This is a genomic window from Streptosporangium sp. NPDC020145, assembly GCF_040631275.1.
Taxonomy (GTDB): Bacteria; Actinomycetota; Actinomycetes; order Streptosporangiales; family Streptosporangiaceae; genus Streptosporangium.
On record NZ_JBEXZT010000030.1, the window covers coordinates 43,165 to 58,694 of the forward strand.

Sequence of the window (15,530 nt, forward strand, 5' to 3'; positions counted from 1 at the left end):
CCGTACGACACGAACGAGACCGTGTGGCGCGACGGAGCCTTATATGACCGGCCGCCGGAGTCCGGCGGCCGGTCCTTCGGATTCCGTGGGGTCAGGGGGTCATCGGGAAGAGGCCTCCGACCAGCAGCGCGCCGATCGCGATCGTCAGCGCGTACGTCTCAAGCGGGACGAGGTCACGTTCCCCCGAGTGCGTACGGCTGCCCGCGAACAGCGCGAAGAAGCACCGCATCACGGTCATGCCGTTGACGCCGACGGCCCCGGCCAGCGCGAGCCAGACGACCGGTGACCCGGTGACCGAGCCGTGGATCAGCAGGTGGCCGCCCACGAACCCCAGGGAGAGCGGGAAGCCGACCGTGGCGAGCCCGCACAGCAGGAACGCCACGGCCAGCCGGGGGGTCCTGGCGAAGTTCCCGCTCGGCGCGCGCAGCGACAGCGTGCCGCGCCGCGCCTCAAGGGCGGCCAGCGTCATGGCGAGCCCGGAGACGGCCAGCGCGGAGGCCTCCCAGGTCAGCACCGCCCCGGAGACCGCCTCCGGCGAACCGCCGAGCCCGCACGTCACCAGCCCGGTCTGGCTCATCGTCAGGAAGGCCAGCGCGCGCCTCGCCTTTCCCTGGACCACTCCGAACAGCGCGGCCACGACGGCGGTCGCGCCGCCGAGCAGCGCCACGTCGTGGGCGAGCGGAACCGGCAGGTCGAGCTGGGCGAGCAGGCCGAGGGGCGCGGTGTGGAAGACGACCACGACCCCCAGCGGGACCCGCTCGACGAAGCGGGGATACCAGCTGTGCAGCGGGACGACCGCGAACCTGGCCATGATCGCGAGCACCACGAGGACGCCGCCCGCCGTCCGCCAGCCGGTGGCCGACAACGCGGTGCCCACCCCGAAGAGCAGGACGCCGGGCAGGTGGTAGGCGGCGAAGAGCCGGTCGAGCCGGTCGCCGCCCCGGCTTCCCTCGCCGCCGCGCAACCCGGCCCACACCAGCCAGGCCGACAGAGCCCACAGCACGACGTCGACCGCCTGGTGCCGTACGGCCACGAAGCCGCAGGAGACCGCGAGCAGCCGCAGGATCCTGGCCAGCGTCGCGGGCGGGTGGGAGGCCAGCGGGCTCATCGCGACGACCAGCAGGCCCGCCGCGCACGTCGCGACGACGACGAGCCTGGTCGTGCCCTCCGGCAGCGGGGCGTGTTCACCGGAGAGGAACGGGACGAACCCTCCCGACCAGGGCAGTACGACGGACAGCGCCGTCGCGGCCGACGCGCAGGTCACCGCGGTACGGCGGGCGGCCTGCCGGTCGGCCACCCGGGCGACGACCACGGAGGACACCAGGAACAGCACCGCGACCAGCGAGGGGACAAAGGTGATCATGACGTGCGCCCCTCTCTCACGGGAACGGTGGTGTCACCGGCGCTCAGCAGCCGCGCCCACCGGTCGTCCAGCGACTCGGCCCGCCTGACCAGGCGCGCCAGCCCGCCGACCAGGTGGTCGCGCAGCCACGCGTCGAAGTAGCCGCGTTCGAGCGCGTAGCGGTACAGCCACGCCCGCGGGCCCGCCGGGACGAGCCGGTCCAGGTGCCTTCCCGTCGGCGGCAGCGGCGCGCCCAGCGCCTGTTCGAGGTGGTGGTGGTCGTGGATCAGGCTCGGCGAGCGCAGGATCTGGGCGGTGCGCAAAGCGGCGTGCGCGACCAGGTGCGCCAGCGCGAGGTACCGCAGCCCGAACCCGACCTCGACCAAAACCACCCCGATCTGGGTCATCGAGGCGTAGGCCAGTGTGCTCTTGATGTCGGTCTGGGTACGGCCGACCAGGGTGGCGTGCACGGCGGTCAGCGCGCCGACCACCACGATCGCCGCCCGCACCCCCGGCGCCCCCGACCAGGCCGACTCGGTGCGCAGCAGGAGGTACGGCCCCATGCTGACGGAGATCGCGCCGTAGAAGACGGCGCTCGACGGCGTCGGCCCCTCCATGGCGCGGGGCAGCCAGCCGCCGAGCGGGACCTGGGCGGCCTTGCCCATCGAGGCCCACAGCAACGCCAGGCCGACCACGAGCGCGTCCCCGCTCGACGTGGGAGGAAGGAAGAGCGCCCACCCACCGCCGTTGACCCCGGCCACGCTCGACGAGCCGGTGGCGTGGTGCAGCCACACCACCGCGACCAGCAGGCCCACGTCACACGCCCGGTAGACGAGGAAGGCCCGCAGCCCGTGCTCGACCGGCCTCCTGCGCTCGTGGAAGAACGCAATCAGCAACGCCGAGGACAGCCCGGCCAGCTCCCAGCCGACGAGGGACAGTTCGAGGGCGCCCGCGAGGGCCACCAGCTCGACGCCCGCGCCGAACAGCGCCAGCAGCATGTAGAAGCGCAGGTAGCCGGGCTCCCGGTGCAGGTAGCGCCGGGAGAAGACGCCGATCAGGCCGCACAGCAGCGCGGCCAGGATCGCGAAGGGCAGCGAGAGCCGGTCGCCGACGAGCAGCAGGTGGAACTCCGACTCCCCGCTGCCGAACCAGGTGCCGACGGGCACCGTCACCAACGTCCGCCCCTCGCCGACCATGACGCAGGCCAGCGTGAGCGCGGCGGCCGTCGCCAGCCCGAAGGCCAGCGCGACGGCCGTCGAGACGGCCCGCTCGACCCGCCGCCGCCCCTGCCAGGCGAACACCGCCATCAGGGCGAACGCCCCGAGCGGGAACCCGGCGACCGAGAGCAGCAGAAACCGCTGGAGGGTGTCGTTCACGACGCCTCCTCTCCGACCAGCTCCGGCTGCGGTGCCGTATCGAGGGCCGCCGTCACGTGGGCGAACCCCAGGTGCTCCCGCCTGCCCGCGTAGAACTGCGCAGAGCGGTGCACCGTGGGGAGGGCCTCCCCCTCGGGGACGTACGGCACGAAGCCGCCCCGCTCGAAGACGTGCATCGCGTCCGACGACGGGCTCCACGCGACGAGCTGGATCCACCCGTTGCTCACGAGCCGCTCCAGTACGGCGTGCGCCCCCACGATCGCGGCCAGCCGCTCGGGCTCGGTCTCGACGACGAGCAGCAGCCGTACCGGCTCGTGGATCTCGACCATCTGCCAGGGCAGGCCCGTGCGCAGGTCGGAGGCGTGGCCGTCCATGACGCCGAGCAGGCCGACGATGTTGTGCGGCAGTTTCGTGCCGCACCCGTACCCCGCCGGGTCGACGTAGCTGAAGTAGTACTCCAGGTTGATGCCCGCGCAGACCGGTCCCGCCGCGAGCAGCAGGTTCGTCAGCAGGTCCCCCGACGGGTCGCCCTCCGGGTCGTAGGAGACGAGGAAGGCCCGCCGGTCGAGGAAGAGCCCCCGGGTGCGCGACCTGCGCCCGACGACGCCGATCGCGTTCGTGGCGTGGCCGTACTCGGGCCTGGGCTGGCCCAGGTCGACGGTGTGACTCTCGACGTGGGCCAGCGCCGCGTCGAGCGGCAGGTCGAGGGGGGCCGACTCGAACCTCCGGCAGCGTTCGTGCGCGTCCAGGACGCACGCCCGCGCCATGATCCGCTTCGCCTCCTCGACCGCGTGTCTCGACCGCTCGGGGACGAGGTCCTCGTCGTAGTAGGTCATGGAGTCGTCGCAGGTGTTGTGGTACGCCCCGACGAACCAGGTGCCGTCCGGGATGTCCAGGCCCAGGTCACGCAGCCCGGCGCGCACTCCCGGGTGGTTGGCCATCGCCGCGAACGCGCGCGCGTTGGGGCCGCCGCGCCCGCCGCCGGTCGCCCCGCAGTCGTGCGCCGACTCGTGCGGGTTGTTGAGGCTTGAGGAGCCGTGACCGACGATCAGCACGACGGGCGCCAGTTCACGGCCGAGCCCGGTCGTCCGCAGGGCGGAGGAGACGACCTGCGTCATCTCCGGCACGGAGTACCCCCGCCGCAGGCCGTCCTCGGTCTCCACGGCGCCGGGGGCCCGCTCGATCGCCAGCCTGGTCACGGCCCCGCCGCCGGGGTCGTGGTCCAGGCGCCGGGACCAGCGGTGGAACCGGCGCGGGAACAGGCAGCGGCCGACCAGCGTGACGACCTGGGTCGCCCCGAGGCCGAGGGAGATCACGCTGCCGCGCGCCAGGGTCCTGCTGCCCACGGCCAGGCCCAGGCTCAGCCCGCCCCGGCCGTGTCGTGAACCCGGCTGCCGTGGCGTGCGGGACTCTGCGGGTTCCTCGACGACCAGGTGCGTCGGGGTGACGACGACCGGGCACAGCGGGCGCGGGCGCACCTCGCCCGTCCCGAGGTAGGTCATGGCCACTCCGAAGAAACCGGCGTAGCCGTAGGTCCTGGCCTGCGGGAAGTGCTCCTCAAGGTGTCTGCGCAGCGACTCCTCCCGCTCGTCGATGCAGAACACGGCCTGCATCGTGACGGGCGGCGCCTCGGTTCCGGCCGTGAACCGCCGGTGGGCGTCGAGCGCGTCGAGCGCCCCGACCCGGTGCCGCCGTTCGTAGGCCAGGTGCAGCAGACGGCGCCGTTCGGTCTCGTCGCAGGCGGCGACCGCCCCGAGCCAGGCGGCGGCGTGCTCCGGCCTGGCGAGGACCGTGACGTCCACGGGCATCAGCTGTGCCAGGACGAACGCCTCGTAGACCAGTTCGAGGCCGGGCCGTACCGTCGTCCGGTCGGCCGTGGCGGGCCCGCCGGGGTGGTTCCGCATGACGTGCCGTGCGGCCTGGACGTCCAGGACGAGCTGGACGGCCAGGTAGTCGAGCAGCCGTGCCGCACGCGCCTCGACCGGCGCCAGGTCGGGCCGGTGCTCGAACTGACGCATCATGCCCGCCCAGCCGCGCAGCGACAGCAGCGTCGTCTCGATCGCGGCGCCCCGGGCCTCCTCGGGTACGGCCAGCTCGTCCAGGGCCCAGACGACCGTCCGCTCGGCCGTCCAGCCCTCGGCCTCCTGCCGTCTCAGCTCGGTGCCGAGACCCCGCAGGAACCGGTCGGGCGGGCCGCCGGCCTGGCCGTACAGGCGGCGGAAGGCGCGCAGGAAGCCCAGTTCGCGCTCGGGCATCGGCCAGTAGGCGATTCCCTGGTCGAGGAAGGCCGCCGACAGCCGGATCAGCAGCGGGTGCACCAGTTCGTCGGTGTCGGTCCCGGTCTCGGCGAGGATCCGGTCCCGCCCGCGCGCCGGGGGAGCGCCCGCGCCGGGCACCGTCGGAGCCGCCGCGGCCAAGCCGTTCCACAGGGTGTCGAGAAGCCGCGCCTGCGAGGCCCGCGCAGTCTGTTCGGGCGTCGTGGTCCAGTCGCGGCCGGCCTGCGCGAGCAGCTCGGCGCGTCGCCGGGGGTCGAGAAGGTCGCTGAGGCGGGTTCGGGCGTCGGTCTCCAGGAGCAGCCAGTCGAGCGCGGCGCCGCTGGGGATCTCGAACAGGTTCCGCAGCCGCAGGGCGAGGAAGCGCGCCCGCGTCGGCCCGCCCGGCACGATCGGGGCACCGCCGGGTGCCTCGGCCTCGGCGACCGCGTCGATGTCCGAGGGACGGATCCGTCCGGAGCCGACGTGGTCCCGGAAGGCCGCCTCACTCTGGAACGGCTCGGTGCCGAACACCCGCGCCGCGCTGACGACGGCCTCGTCGAAGGGCAGGTGCTCGAAGGCGTGCAGGGTGTTGTGGTGGACGAACGTCTGCAACGGAGCCTGCTCGGGCAGCAGCCTCGCCGCCCGTTCGACCAGCTCGGTGACGTCCGTGACGCGGTCCCCACGTCCGGGGGCCGCGGCGATGTCCAGATGGGTCATGCTCGCCTCCGGCGTCTGGTCGCCTGCGGGTGGGCGGAGACGGGGACGAGCCCGTCGAGCCCGCGCAGGGTGAGGGTGGCCCGCCACTCACGTGACATCGTGGCCAGCCCGGAAAGGAAGGTGTGGTCGACGAGCGTCGCGTCCGTCACGTCCACGACGACCTCGGTGACGCCGCCGTCCCCCGTGTCGTCCTTGGTGGCCCCGTTGACCGTACGGCGCAGCGGCAGCAGGGCGGTGAAGACGGCGGCTGCGGGGACGCGGACGTTCAGCACGCTCCCCGAACGGACGGCCACGGCGCGGGGCCGCAGGAAGGCCACCGGCGGCACCCCGCGGACCAGGTGCAGCACGATCTTCAGGGCGAGACCGGCCGCGACGCCCATGAGCAGGTCGGTGGCGAGCGTGACGAACATGGTGGTCAGGAACAGGGCGAGCTGGTCGAGGCCGACCTCGCGGGCGTGGGCGAACTCGCGGGGGGAGGCGAGCCTGGTGCCGGTGTAGACGAGCATGGCGGCCAGCACCGCCAGCGGGATGGTCTGCAGCAGGCCCGGCGCCAGGGCGACGAACAGCAGCAGGAAGACGCCGTGGAAGAAGTTGGACCCCCGGGAGACGGCGCCCGCGTCGATGTTGGCCCGGCTGCGGACGATCTCCGAGATCATCGGCAGGCCGCCGATCAGCGCGGAGACGAGGTTGCCGCCGCCGAGGGCGAGCAGGTCGCGGTTGAGGTCGGAGGAACGCCTCTCGGGGTCCATGGAGTCGACCGCCAGCACGGTCAGCGTCGACTCGATGGTGCCGATCAGGGCGAACATCACCACGTACTTCAGCGACGTCCCGCTGAGGATCACCGAGAAGTCGGGGAAGGCCACGGCGTCGAGCAGGGTGCCGGGGAGCCGGACGAGGAACTCGGGGCCGAGGTGGTAGGTCGTGGTCATGAACCGGTAGTCGTGCGGGACGCCGACGTGGAACCACAGCGCGACCGGCACGGTCACGGCGAGCACGACCAGCGGCGCGGGTACGGCCCTGGCCCACCTGGCCCTGATCAGCGGCATGCCGAACATGATCAGCAGGCCGAGCACGCCGAGCAGCAGGACGCGGGGGTTGGCACTGGCGACGCTGTGCGGGATCTCCGCGATCAGGCCGAGGGTCTCCTTGCTCTCCGGCTTGACGCCGAGCGCGACGTGGGCCTGCTTGGAGATGATGATGATCCCGATCGCGGCGAGCATGCCGTGCACGACCGAGGGGGACATGGCGATGCCGACGGTGGCCACCCGGCACAGCGCGAAGGCGATCTGGACGACCGCGGCGACGACGCCGACGGCCAGCGCCCGCCGGTAGCCGACCGCGAGGTCGCCTCCGCCGAGTTCCTGGACCGCGCCGAGCGCGATCACGATCAGGCCCGCGGCGGGGCCCTTGATGGTCAGGGGCGCGCTGCCGAGCAGGCTGACCAGCACACCGCCGACGATCGCCGTCAGGACACCGGCGACCGGCGGGAACCCGCTGGCCAGCGCGATCCCCAGGCAGAGCGGGAGCGCGATGAGAAAGACCAGGAAGCCGGACTTGACGTCGGCCGTCTGGAAGGCGCCGCGGCGGGGCGCGGTGGCTAAGTCGTCATGGGCCTTCAGGCCGTGCTGTTCTGACGTCACTGAGATCCTCACAAGGGCGTGGGCGGTCTGCTCCGGCCGTGTTCGGCCGGAGGTCGTGCGCACGGGAAACGCCTGCTCGCAGGCGTCCTGGGCGCACGGGGGGACCGCGGGCCACGCTCGTTTCGAGGATCGTCTCCGACGGCCGCTCCTGGTGGATCGCGACGGTGACGTCGCGTACCGGAGAACGGGAGTCGGTGGTCTCACTGTCGGTGAAGTCGTCCTTGACCTCACGCGAGTCGTTGCCGAAGGTGTCGTGCTCGTCGCCGAAGGCGGTGGCGACCGGGGAATCGAGGCTTCCCATGGCCGTCCCGCTGATCGGGCCTCGCACCGGGGTCGGTGGGACGGCCCTGGTGCGGTCGAGCTCTTCGTGGTGGTGGTGATGGCGCGTGTCCGCGCAGGCCACGGAAAAGGCCCTGGCCGGGGCGATCGTCTCGACCCATGACGTCATCGCCATCACGACCGCGAGCGCCGCCCCCACCGCACGGAGCAGTTTCCGCCCATGCCGGGATGATGCCCTGACAAAAGGGGCATTCGGCCGGTCGAGGGATGGCGGGGTCACTTTGGCTCCGGGCCACGATATGGGTCGGGATGAAGCCTCATGATTGATCCAGAAAAGGATTAAATCGGTCAAGACCTACGAAGAGTGGTTGTTCACTCTCCATCCGTGGCTTCGCGGCGCACGCGACCGTACTCTAGCTGCGATGATCTGCCGGTTACCGGAAATTCTCCCGGTCAATGTCACTATGACTTTCTGTAAACGCCGCAGGTCGTGAACAGGGAAACGTTACCAAAGCGTTATCGGAAGGGCTGCGGGATCGCTGTTTTCTCTACACGGATATCGGCATTCGCTGTGATGCCCGGCTATAACCCAAATACCTAACATCGTCTTTTCTATACGATGAATGCCGTAATTTCGTGTGCCATAACGCGTTTCCCTAACATGGGAAGAATGTTGGGTTCCTTATAGGGAACGCGCCGGTCGTTCTCCTGCGCGCCGCCGTCCGGTGCGCGTCCGGAGACGGGGACGTCGGGCCCGACGAATCCTCAACGAATCCTCAACGCCCCCCGGCCTACGGTGCCCGTGTCATTCCGCTTCCGACAAGGAGAGCCGAACATGCGCGCACCAAGCTCCTCTCTGAGAGTGACCGCCGTGGCGGCCGTCGCGGCGGCCGGGCTGCTCACGGCGGTCGGCCCGGCGAACGCGGCCCAGGCGCGGGTCCCTCAGGCGCCCACCGCGGTGGCCGCCTCCGACTGCGGTGGAACGATCACCCACAAGGACACGCACAGGTACGGCAGGCACACCCGTACCTACCGGATCACCTGGGCGAACTGCGGCTCCCGCACCTCACGCAAGAAGGTCGACATCCGCTGGGCCCGTGACCTGCCCTGCAGGACCATCCCGGGGGGCTCCACGGTGACGTGGACCGCCACGTACCCCATCAGGGCCTTCGCGCCGTACCCGCGGTCGATCAAGAACTGCTGACCACGACGGCACACCGCCCGGCCGGAGTCCCAGGGGCGTCTCCGGCCGGGCCCCGCGTTCTCGCCGAGCCGTACGGCTCAGGCGGGGAAGGCGACGGCCTTGCCGATCAGGTCGGCGTAGCCGTTCTCCAGATCCTCAGGGAGCTCGTCCACAGGGAAGAAACGCAGGGCGCTGTGCTCCTCACTGACCTGGAGCGAGGCGGAGCCGTCGACCGTGGCGCGCACCGCCACGATGAGCACCTTCGACTTCCCGATGCTCATGATCTCCGCGCCGACGACGGGGCCGACGACCACGTCGAGGCCGCTCTCCTCGCGGACCTCGCGCCTGACGACCTCGGCCAGGGTGTCGTCCTCCCTGTCCGGCCACCCGCCGGGGAGCTCCCATTTGTCCCGGGGGTTCCGGCAGAGCAGGACACCGCCGTCCACCAGCACCACGGCCTTGATCGAGGCGTGCATGAAGTACCAGCCGGTCTCGGCGTCGATCACGGGACGGTCCTTTCGACGGTGACGGTGTGGATCTTCCACCTCATCACCGATACCGGGGGAGATCCACCCTCCGCCATCGCGGCCCGGCACGGCCTCACGAAAGTCGGCCGACGCGGCCGGGCCGGTGGCGTTCAGCCCTGACGGTCGTACGGCGGTGACGACGGGACGGCGCGGCCGGCGGTGCTAATCCGTGTCGTCGGCCGGGGTGTCGAAGAGGGTCGGTGCCTCCCGCTCGCCGGGGGAGAACAGGCGGATCACGCCGTACTCGCCGTCGAACCCCGGCTCCCTGATGACCTCGCCCCGGCGCAGCCTGCCGATCGCCTCCCCGAGCCTGGGGAGCCGGGCCTCCAGGTCGCCGACCGGCACCTCCTGGAGGATCCGCAGTTCGGGGCCGAGGGCGGCGACCAGCCGGTCGGCCTCCCCGGCGACCTTCTTGCTGCCCGGCCCGACACCCAGGATCTCGCCTACGATCTCCGGCAGCGGGACGAGCTCCTCGGAGACGGAGACGTCGCCCGCGGGCCGTACGCCCTCGGAACGGTCGGCCAGGTCCTCGACGCGACTCAGCACGCCGACCGTGAGCGGTTTGCCGCACACCGGGCAGATCCCGCCGAGGCGGCGCGTCTCCTCGGGCTCCAACCTGACGCCGCACTTACGGTGCCCGTCCAGGTGGTAGCGGCCCTCCTCGGGGAAGAACTCGACCGTCCCCTCGTAGCCCGCGCCGGTCCGCAGCGCGTCCAGCACCGCGAAGTAGTCGAGATCGGTGTCGAGCACCGTGGTCTCCCGGCCGATCCTGGGCGGCGAGTGCGCGTCCGAGTAGCTGACCAGGCGGTAGGCGTCCAGCATGGAGACCCGCCGGTTCATCTCCGGGTCGCTCGACAGGCCGGTCTCCAGCGCGAAGATGTGCCCGGACAGGTCGCCGTAGCACTCCTCGACCGTGTCGAACCCCGACTTGGAGCCGAAGACCCCGAACCACGGCGTCCAGACGTGGGCCGGGACCAGGTAGGACCCCTCGCCGCTGTTCAGGGCGATCTCCAGCAGGTCGCGGGAGTCGAGGCCGAGCGTCGGCCTGCCGTCGGCGCCCAGGTCGCCGACCTTGCCCAGCTCACGGTTGAACGTCTCGGCCGCCTCGAAGCCCGGCACGTTGACCAGGTGGTGGAGCTTGCGGGTACGGCCGCCACGCCGGTAGACCGTGGACACCTCGACGGTGAGCATGAACCGCACCGGGGCCGAGGCGACCGAGGACGGCAGCGTCCTGGCGACCTCCCGGTCGAGGTCGTCACGCAGCCGGAACAGACCCGGCTCGGCGGGTACGAGCCCCTCGCGCAGCAGCGCGAACCAGGACGGATGCGTGAAGTCGCCCGTCCCCATCAGCGTGACACCCTTGTGCCGCGCCCACCTGGTCAGATGCGCCAGGTCGCTGTCCCTGCTGCACGCCCGTGAGTACTTCGAGTGGATGTGCAGATCCGCATGGAAGCGCATTCCAGACACTTTTCCATGGAAAGGCCCCGCTAATCCGTGCGGGGGTCGTGCCCGGAGGGAAGATCCGCCGCCAGTTCCGCCAGGTGTACGGTCCGCACCTTCGATCCTCTGCGGCGTAGTCCCTGGTCGAGCTGGCGGTAGCAGCCGGGGTTGACCACGGCCACGTAGTCCACCCCGGCCGCCTCGATCTCGTCGAGTTTGGCGTCCAGGACCCTGCGGCTGTCCTTGGGCCTGACCAGGGCGTAGCTGCCGGCCGCCCCGCAGCAGGTCCCGGCGGAGGGCAGCTCGACGTACTCGCCGATCCGGCCCAGCAGCTCCCTGGGCTCACGCCAGACCCCCAGGCCGTTGCGCAGGTGACAGGAGTCCTGCAACGCGATGCGTATCCCCGGCCTCGACGGCTCCTCAGGCGTGCCATCCGTTCCGGTACGGCCCGCAGAAGTGCGGTCCGCGGAAGGACGGCCCGTGCTCGGTTCGGGGGTCGTCTCGGAGGTGGCGGTCAGGTACTCGGAGATCTCCCTGACCCTGTCTCTGCCGAGCACGTCGGCGAGGTGGGCCGCGCAGCCGCCCGAGGTGGTGACGATCACCCCGGGCAGTCGTTCGCCCAGTTCGACGGCCAGTTCCCGGCCCCTGGCCGAGTCGCCGTTGTGCGCGTGCAGCGCTCCGCAGCACCCCTGCGAGGCCGGGGCGGAGAGCTCGGGCAGAAGGGCGCGGGCGGCCCTGCTCACCTTGGGATACAGGGCCCGTTCGAAGCAGCCGAGCATCAGGTGGGGCCCCTCGGGTGAGGGCCTGGTCCGGGCGTGGCGGCGGAACAGGCCGAGCAGCCACACCCTCAGGCGCGAGTTCACCGCGAACGTCAGCAGCCTGACGATCAGCGGACGTCCCGGCCCCCGCCACTGGTGGTCGCGCCACTCCTCAAGGAGCGCGCCGTACTCGACCCCCGCGGGACAGACGGTCTCGCAGGCCCGGCAGCCGAGGCAGAAGCTCGACTCCTCCTGAAGGCGCAGGTCGTTCTCCGGCAGTGTGCCCTCCTCAAGGGCGCGCATCAGGGTGATCCGGCCCCGGGGGGAGGACGTCTCGTCCTTGGTGAGCGCGTACGTCGGGCAGGCGGGCAGGCAGAAGCCGCAGGAGATGCAGCGGTCGAGCAGTTCGGGGGTGAAGACACCCCGGGCCGACGGGTCAGGAGACGGTGTGGTGCTCACGGGCCGAGCCTCCCTGGTTCACGGGCTGAGCTTTCCTGAGGGGCACGGGCTGGGTTTCCGGTTCACGAGCCGAGCTTTCCCGGGTTGAGGATGCCCGCGGGGTCGAAGGCGGCCTTGATCCTGCGCAGCAGTGCCATCTGGTCCTCGCCGAGCCGTTCGGCCAGGTAGGGCAGCTTGGCCGCGCCGACGCCGTGTTCGCCGGTGATGGTGCCACCCAGCTCCATCGCGGCGCGGAAGATGTCGGCGAAGGCGTGGTGGGCGCGTTCGGCCGCGTCGGTGTCGCCCGCGTCGATCACGCAGGTCGGGTGCAGGTTGCCGTCCCCGGCGTGGCCGAAGGTCGCGATCGTGAGGCCGTGCCGTACGGCCAGGGCGTCGACGCGGTCGACCATCTCGGCGATGCGCGGCCTGGGCACGCTGGCGTCCTCAAGGATCGTGACCGAGCCGAGGCGGGAGAGCGCGGGCAGCGCGCACCGCCGCGCGGCGAGCAGCGCCTCGGACTCGGCCGCCGCGCCCGCGACGACGGCCTCCGTCGCCCCTTCGCCGAGGCAGATCTCCGCCATCCTGGCCAGGTGGTCGGCGACCGGTGCGGCGGCGCCGTCGTCGCCGAACAGCAGCAGCGCGCCCGCGTCCCGCCTGAGGCCGAGCCCGGCGTAGTCCTCGACGGCGGCGACGCACTTGGCGTCGAGGAACTCCAGCGTCGCCGGGACGATCCCCGAGCCGATGATCCGGGCCACGGCCCGTCCCGCGTCGGCCAGGGTGGCGAAGTAGGCCAACCCGGTCCCGGTGGTCTCCGGCGCGGGGGTGAGCGCGACCGTCGCCTCGGTGATCACGCCGAGCGTGCCCTCTGAGCCGGTGAGCAGGCGGGTCAGGTCGTAGCCCGCGACGTCCTTCCACAGCCGCCCGCCGGTGCGGACGATCTCCCCGGTCGGCAGTACGGCCTCAAGCCCGAGGACGTGGTTGCGGGTCACGCCGTACTTCAGGCCGCGCAGGCCGCCGGCGCAGGTGGCGATGGTGCCGCCGACGGTCGCGACCGTCCTGCTGCCGGGGTCGGGCGCGTACAGCAGGCCGTGCGCGGCGGCGGCGTCGGCGAGTTCGGCCGAGGTGACGCCGGGCTGGACGACGGCGAGGAGTTCGTCGGCGCTGATCTCCAGGATGCGGTCGAGCCTGGTCAGGACCAGGACGATGCCGCCGCTGAGCGGGACGGTCGCCGCGCACAGGTTGGACCCGGCGCCCCTGGGGACGACCGGCACACCGTGCGCGCAGGCCAGTTTGAGCACCGCGGCGACCTCCTCGGCCGAGCCGGGGTGGACGACGGCGCCGGGCATGGCGGAGAACAGCGGGGTGGCGTCCCTGGCGTAGGCCGCCACGTCCCCGTCGGCGTCGCGGACGTGGCCCGCGCCGACGATCGCGCGCAGCTCACGCAGCACGGCGGCGTCGATCCTCATGGAAGTCTCCCTCCGGTAGGGCGGGTCACATGATCGCCAGCTGGCCGCCGTCGATCACCAGCTCGGTGCCGTGGACGAACGCGGCGTCGTCGGAGGCCAGGAAGGCGTATCCGGCGGCGACCTCCTCGGGCAGTCCCGCCCGGCCGAGCGGGATGTGGTCGCGCTCGTAGGCGGAGACGAAGTCGTCGGCCAGACCGGCCGAGATCTCCGCGTTCAGCGGGGTCTGGATGTAGCCGGGGCACAGCGCGTTGACGCGGATGCCGTACCTGCCCAGCTCGACGGCCATGGTCCTGGTGAGCAGCAGCACCCCGCCCTTCGACGCGTTGTAGTGGGCGTAGTCGGCCTCGCCGCCGATCCCGTTGGTCGAGGACATGTTGACGATGACCCCGCCGGTGCCCTGCGCGACCAGGTGTCTGGCCACGGTCTGGGCGACCTGGAACATGCCGCCGAGGTTCACGGCCATGATCCGGTCCCAGTGTCGCCTGGTGATGTCGAGGAACGGCTCGCGCCAGGCGGTACCCGCGTTGTTGACCAGCACGTCGAGGCCGCCGAGGGCCGTGACGGCCGCCTCGACCAGCCGGTTCACGTCGGCCTCCGTGGCGACGTCCCCCGCCAGGCCGCCGATCTCGCCGAGCGGGGCCAGCTCGGCCACGGTCCGCTCGACCTCGTCGGCGTCGAGACCGCCGACGAAGACCCGGGACCCCTCCTGGAGGAACCTGCGGGCGGTGGCGGCGCCGATGCCGCTGCTGCCCCCGCTGATCAGCACTCTTTTCCCGGTCAGGCCGCGCATCTTCTCCCCATTTCGTCTCTCACGGCTGTCATCGCACGGCGCCGCGGGCGGCGACGCGCAGCTCGGTGACGACCTCGCCGTCCTCGACGACGTGCGCGACGTCGAAGAGGTTGAGCACCGGGCAGGCGTGGCTCGGGACGAGCCGCACCCGGCTGCCCACGGGCAGCTCGCCGTAGTTGGCGTGCCCCGGTTCGAGATGCGCCACCCCGTGCTCCTCGTTGAGGAACTCCATGTGCAGGTACGGCAGGCCGACCGCGGAGATCCAGCCGGGAGAGCCGAGGCCGTCCGAGGTGAGGCACTTGGTCCCGGCGTCGAGCACGACCCGCTCGGGGGAGGGGCGGCCGACGACCGTGGCCAGCACCCTGGCGCCCGTGGTCTCCTCGGTGGCCACGCCGAGCCGCATCATCGTGGTGTCGTTGAAGATGTAGGTGCCCGGCCTGATCTCGGTCACCCCGGGGACCTCGGCGGCGTAGCGGGCGGTTGGCGTCGAGCCGACGCTGATCTCGCGCAGCTCGACGCCCTCACGGGCGCACAGCTCGGCGGTCGCGACCAGGTCCTCGCCCTCTCGGCGGGAGATCTCCAGCAGTTCCTCCCACGAGCGGGAGCGGTAGGCGTGCCCGGCCAGGGTGAGCAGGCCGACGACCTCGACGCCGGGGATCGCGGCGATCTCCGCGACCAGGTCGGCGGTCTGACGGCCCGGCGGACGGCCGAGCCGGTGCATGCCGGTGTCCACCTCGACGAGGACCTCGACCGGGGAGCTCGTGCGGAGTCCCAGCCTGCCCAGTCCCGCGGCGACGTCGGGTGAGTCGAGGCTGACCCGCACCCGGGCGCGTTCACGCAGCGCGGCCAGGCGGCGCAGCTTGGGTTCGCCCCAGATCGGATAGGCGAGCAGGATGTCGTCGATCCCGGCGTCGGCCATCACCTCGGCCTCGCCGAGCTTGGCGCAGGTGATGCCGACGGCGCCCGCCTCGATCTGCATGCGGGCCAGCTCTGGGATCTTGTGGGTCTTGATGTGCGGCCTGAGCCCGACGTCGTTCGTCATGGCCACCTTGGCCATCTCCGTCACGTTGGCCCGGACCACGTCGAGGTCGATGACCAGCGCCGGAGTGTCGATTTCTGGATACATCGCTTGACCGCCCCTCCCGGCTGTACGGCGATTCCGGTCAACGTAGCATAGTTCCACAATGCGGTCTAGGATTCCGTTATACGGAATACGATCGGAATCTCCCAGAGGGAAGGGGTTGTGGCCGGGGAGAAGTCCGAGGTCGCGGGGATGGTCAGGAAGGTTCCGTCGAACACTTGACAGCGCGTTCGTCCGG

The 15,530-nt window shown here is 71.7% G+C and carries 12 protein-coding genes; 1 reads left to right on the forward strand and 11 read right to left on the reverse strand.

Annotated elements, in window-relative coordinates; translation table 11 throughout:
- Nucleotides 1–91: 91 nt before the first annotated feature.
- Genes ABZ463_RS35165 through ABZ463_RS35185 form a run of 5 tightly spaced genes read right to left on the reverse strand, consistent with a single transcriptional unit; the run spans nt 92 to nt 7,808 of the window.
- Nucleotides 92–1,363 carry a proton-conducting transporter membrane subunit gene (locus ABZ463_RS35165; protein WP_362783050.1) on the reverse strand — a complete coding sequence of 424 codons (1,272 nt, stop codon included), beginning with the start codon at nt 1,361–1,363 and terminating at the stop codon, nt 92–94.
- Complete coding sequence (locus ABZ463_RS35170) at nt 1,360–2,718, reverse strand: proton-conducting transporter membrane subunit (RefSeq protein WP_362783054.1); 1,359 nt, start codon at nt 2,716–2,718, stop codon at nt 1,360–1,362. The genes ABZ463_RS35165 and ABZ463_RS35170 overlap by 4 nt, the downstream gene beginning before the upstream one ends.
- Entirely contained in the window at nt 2,715–5,690 is a 2,976-nt protein-coding gene (locus tag ABZ463_RS35175; RefSeq protein ID WP_362783057.1) for a DUF2309 domain-containing protein, read from the reverse strand. Before ABZ463_RS35175 ends, ABZ463_RS35170 begins: the two co-directional genes overlap by 4 nt.
- Nucleotides 5,687–7,330: a SulP family inorganic anion transporter gene (locus ABZ463_RS35180; protein ID WP_362783060.1), complete on the reverse strand. Its 1,644-nt coding sequence runs from the start codon at nt 7,328–7,330 to the stop codon at nt 5,687–5,689. Before ABZ463_RS35180 ends, ABZ463_RS35175 begins: the two co-directional genes overlap by 4 nt.
- Entirely contained in the window at nt 7,296–7,808 is a 513-nt protein-coding gene (locus ABZ463_RS35185) for a hypothetical protein (protein WP_352015841.1), read from the reverse strand. The genes ABZ463_RS35180 and ABZ463_RS35185 overlap by 35 nt, the downstream gene beginning before the upstream one ends.
- Nucleotides 7,809–8,444: 636 nt before the next feature.
- Between ABZ463_RS35185 and ABZ463_RS35190 the strand changes: the two genes are divergently transcribed.
- On the forward strand, nt 8,445–8,813 hold the full coding sequence (locus ABZ463_RS35190) for a hypothetical protein (RefSeq protein ID WP_362783064.1): 369 nt from the start codon (nt 8,445–8,447) through the stop codon (nt 8,811–8,813).
- A gap of 77 nt (nt 8,814–8,890) precedes the next feature.
- On the opposite strand, the gene ABZ463_RS35195 is transcribed toward ABZ463_RS35190, so the two are convergent.
- From ABZ463_RS35195 to ABZ463_RS35220, 6 genes are all read right to left on the reverse strand, one after another.
- Nucleotides 8,891–9,298: an NUDIX domain-containing protein gene (locus ABZ463_RS35195; protein ID WP_362783066.1), complete on the reverse strand. Its 408-nt coding sequence runs from the start codon at nt 9,296–9,298 to the stop codon at nt 8,891–8,893.
- 183 nt (nt 9,299–9,481) lie between these two features.
- The gene (locus tag ABZ463_RS35200; protein ID WP_362783068.1) at nt 9,482–10,777 is read right to left on the reverse strand and encodes an endonuclease Q family protein; all 1,296 of its coding nucleotides are present in this window, start codon (nt 10,775–10,777) and stop codon (nt 9,482–9,484) included.
- A gap of 29 nt (nt 10,778–10,806) precedes the next feature.
- Nucleotides 10,807–11,976 (reverse strand): (Fe-S)-binding protein, encoded by a 1,170-nt coding sequence (locus tag ABZ463_RS35205; RefSeq protein ID WP_362783071.1) that lies wholly within the window; start codon nt 11,974–11,976, stop codon nt 10,807–10,809.
- Nucleotides 11,977–12,038: 62 nt separating this feature from the next.
- On the reverse strand, nt 12,039–13,421 hold the full coding sequence (locus ABZ463_RS35210) for an FAD-linked oxidase C-terminal domain-containing protein (protein ID WP_362783074.1): 1,383 nt from the start codon (nt 13,419–13,421) through the stop codon (nt 12,039–12,041).
- Between the two features lie 25 nt (nt 13,422–13,446).
- Nucleotides 13,447–14,211: an SDR family oxidoreductase gene (locus ABZ463_RS35215; RefSeq protein WP_362783077.1), complete on the reverse strand. Its 765-nt coding sequence runs from the start codon at nt 14,209–14,211 to the stop codon at nt 13,447–13,449.
- 28 nt (nt 14,212–14,239) lie between these two features.
- Nucleotides 14,240–15,337 carry an alanine racemase gene (locus tag ABZ463_RS35220; RefSeq protein WP_362783080.1) on the reverse strand — a complete coding sequence of 366 codons (1,098 nt, stop codon included), beginning with the start codon at nt 15,335–15,337 and terminating at the stop codon, nt 14,240–14,242.
- Nucleotides 15,338–15,530: the final 193 nt, after the last annotated feature.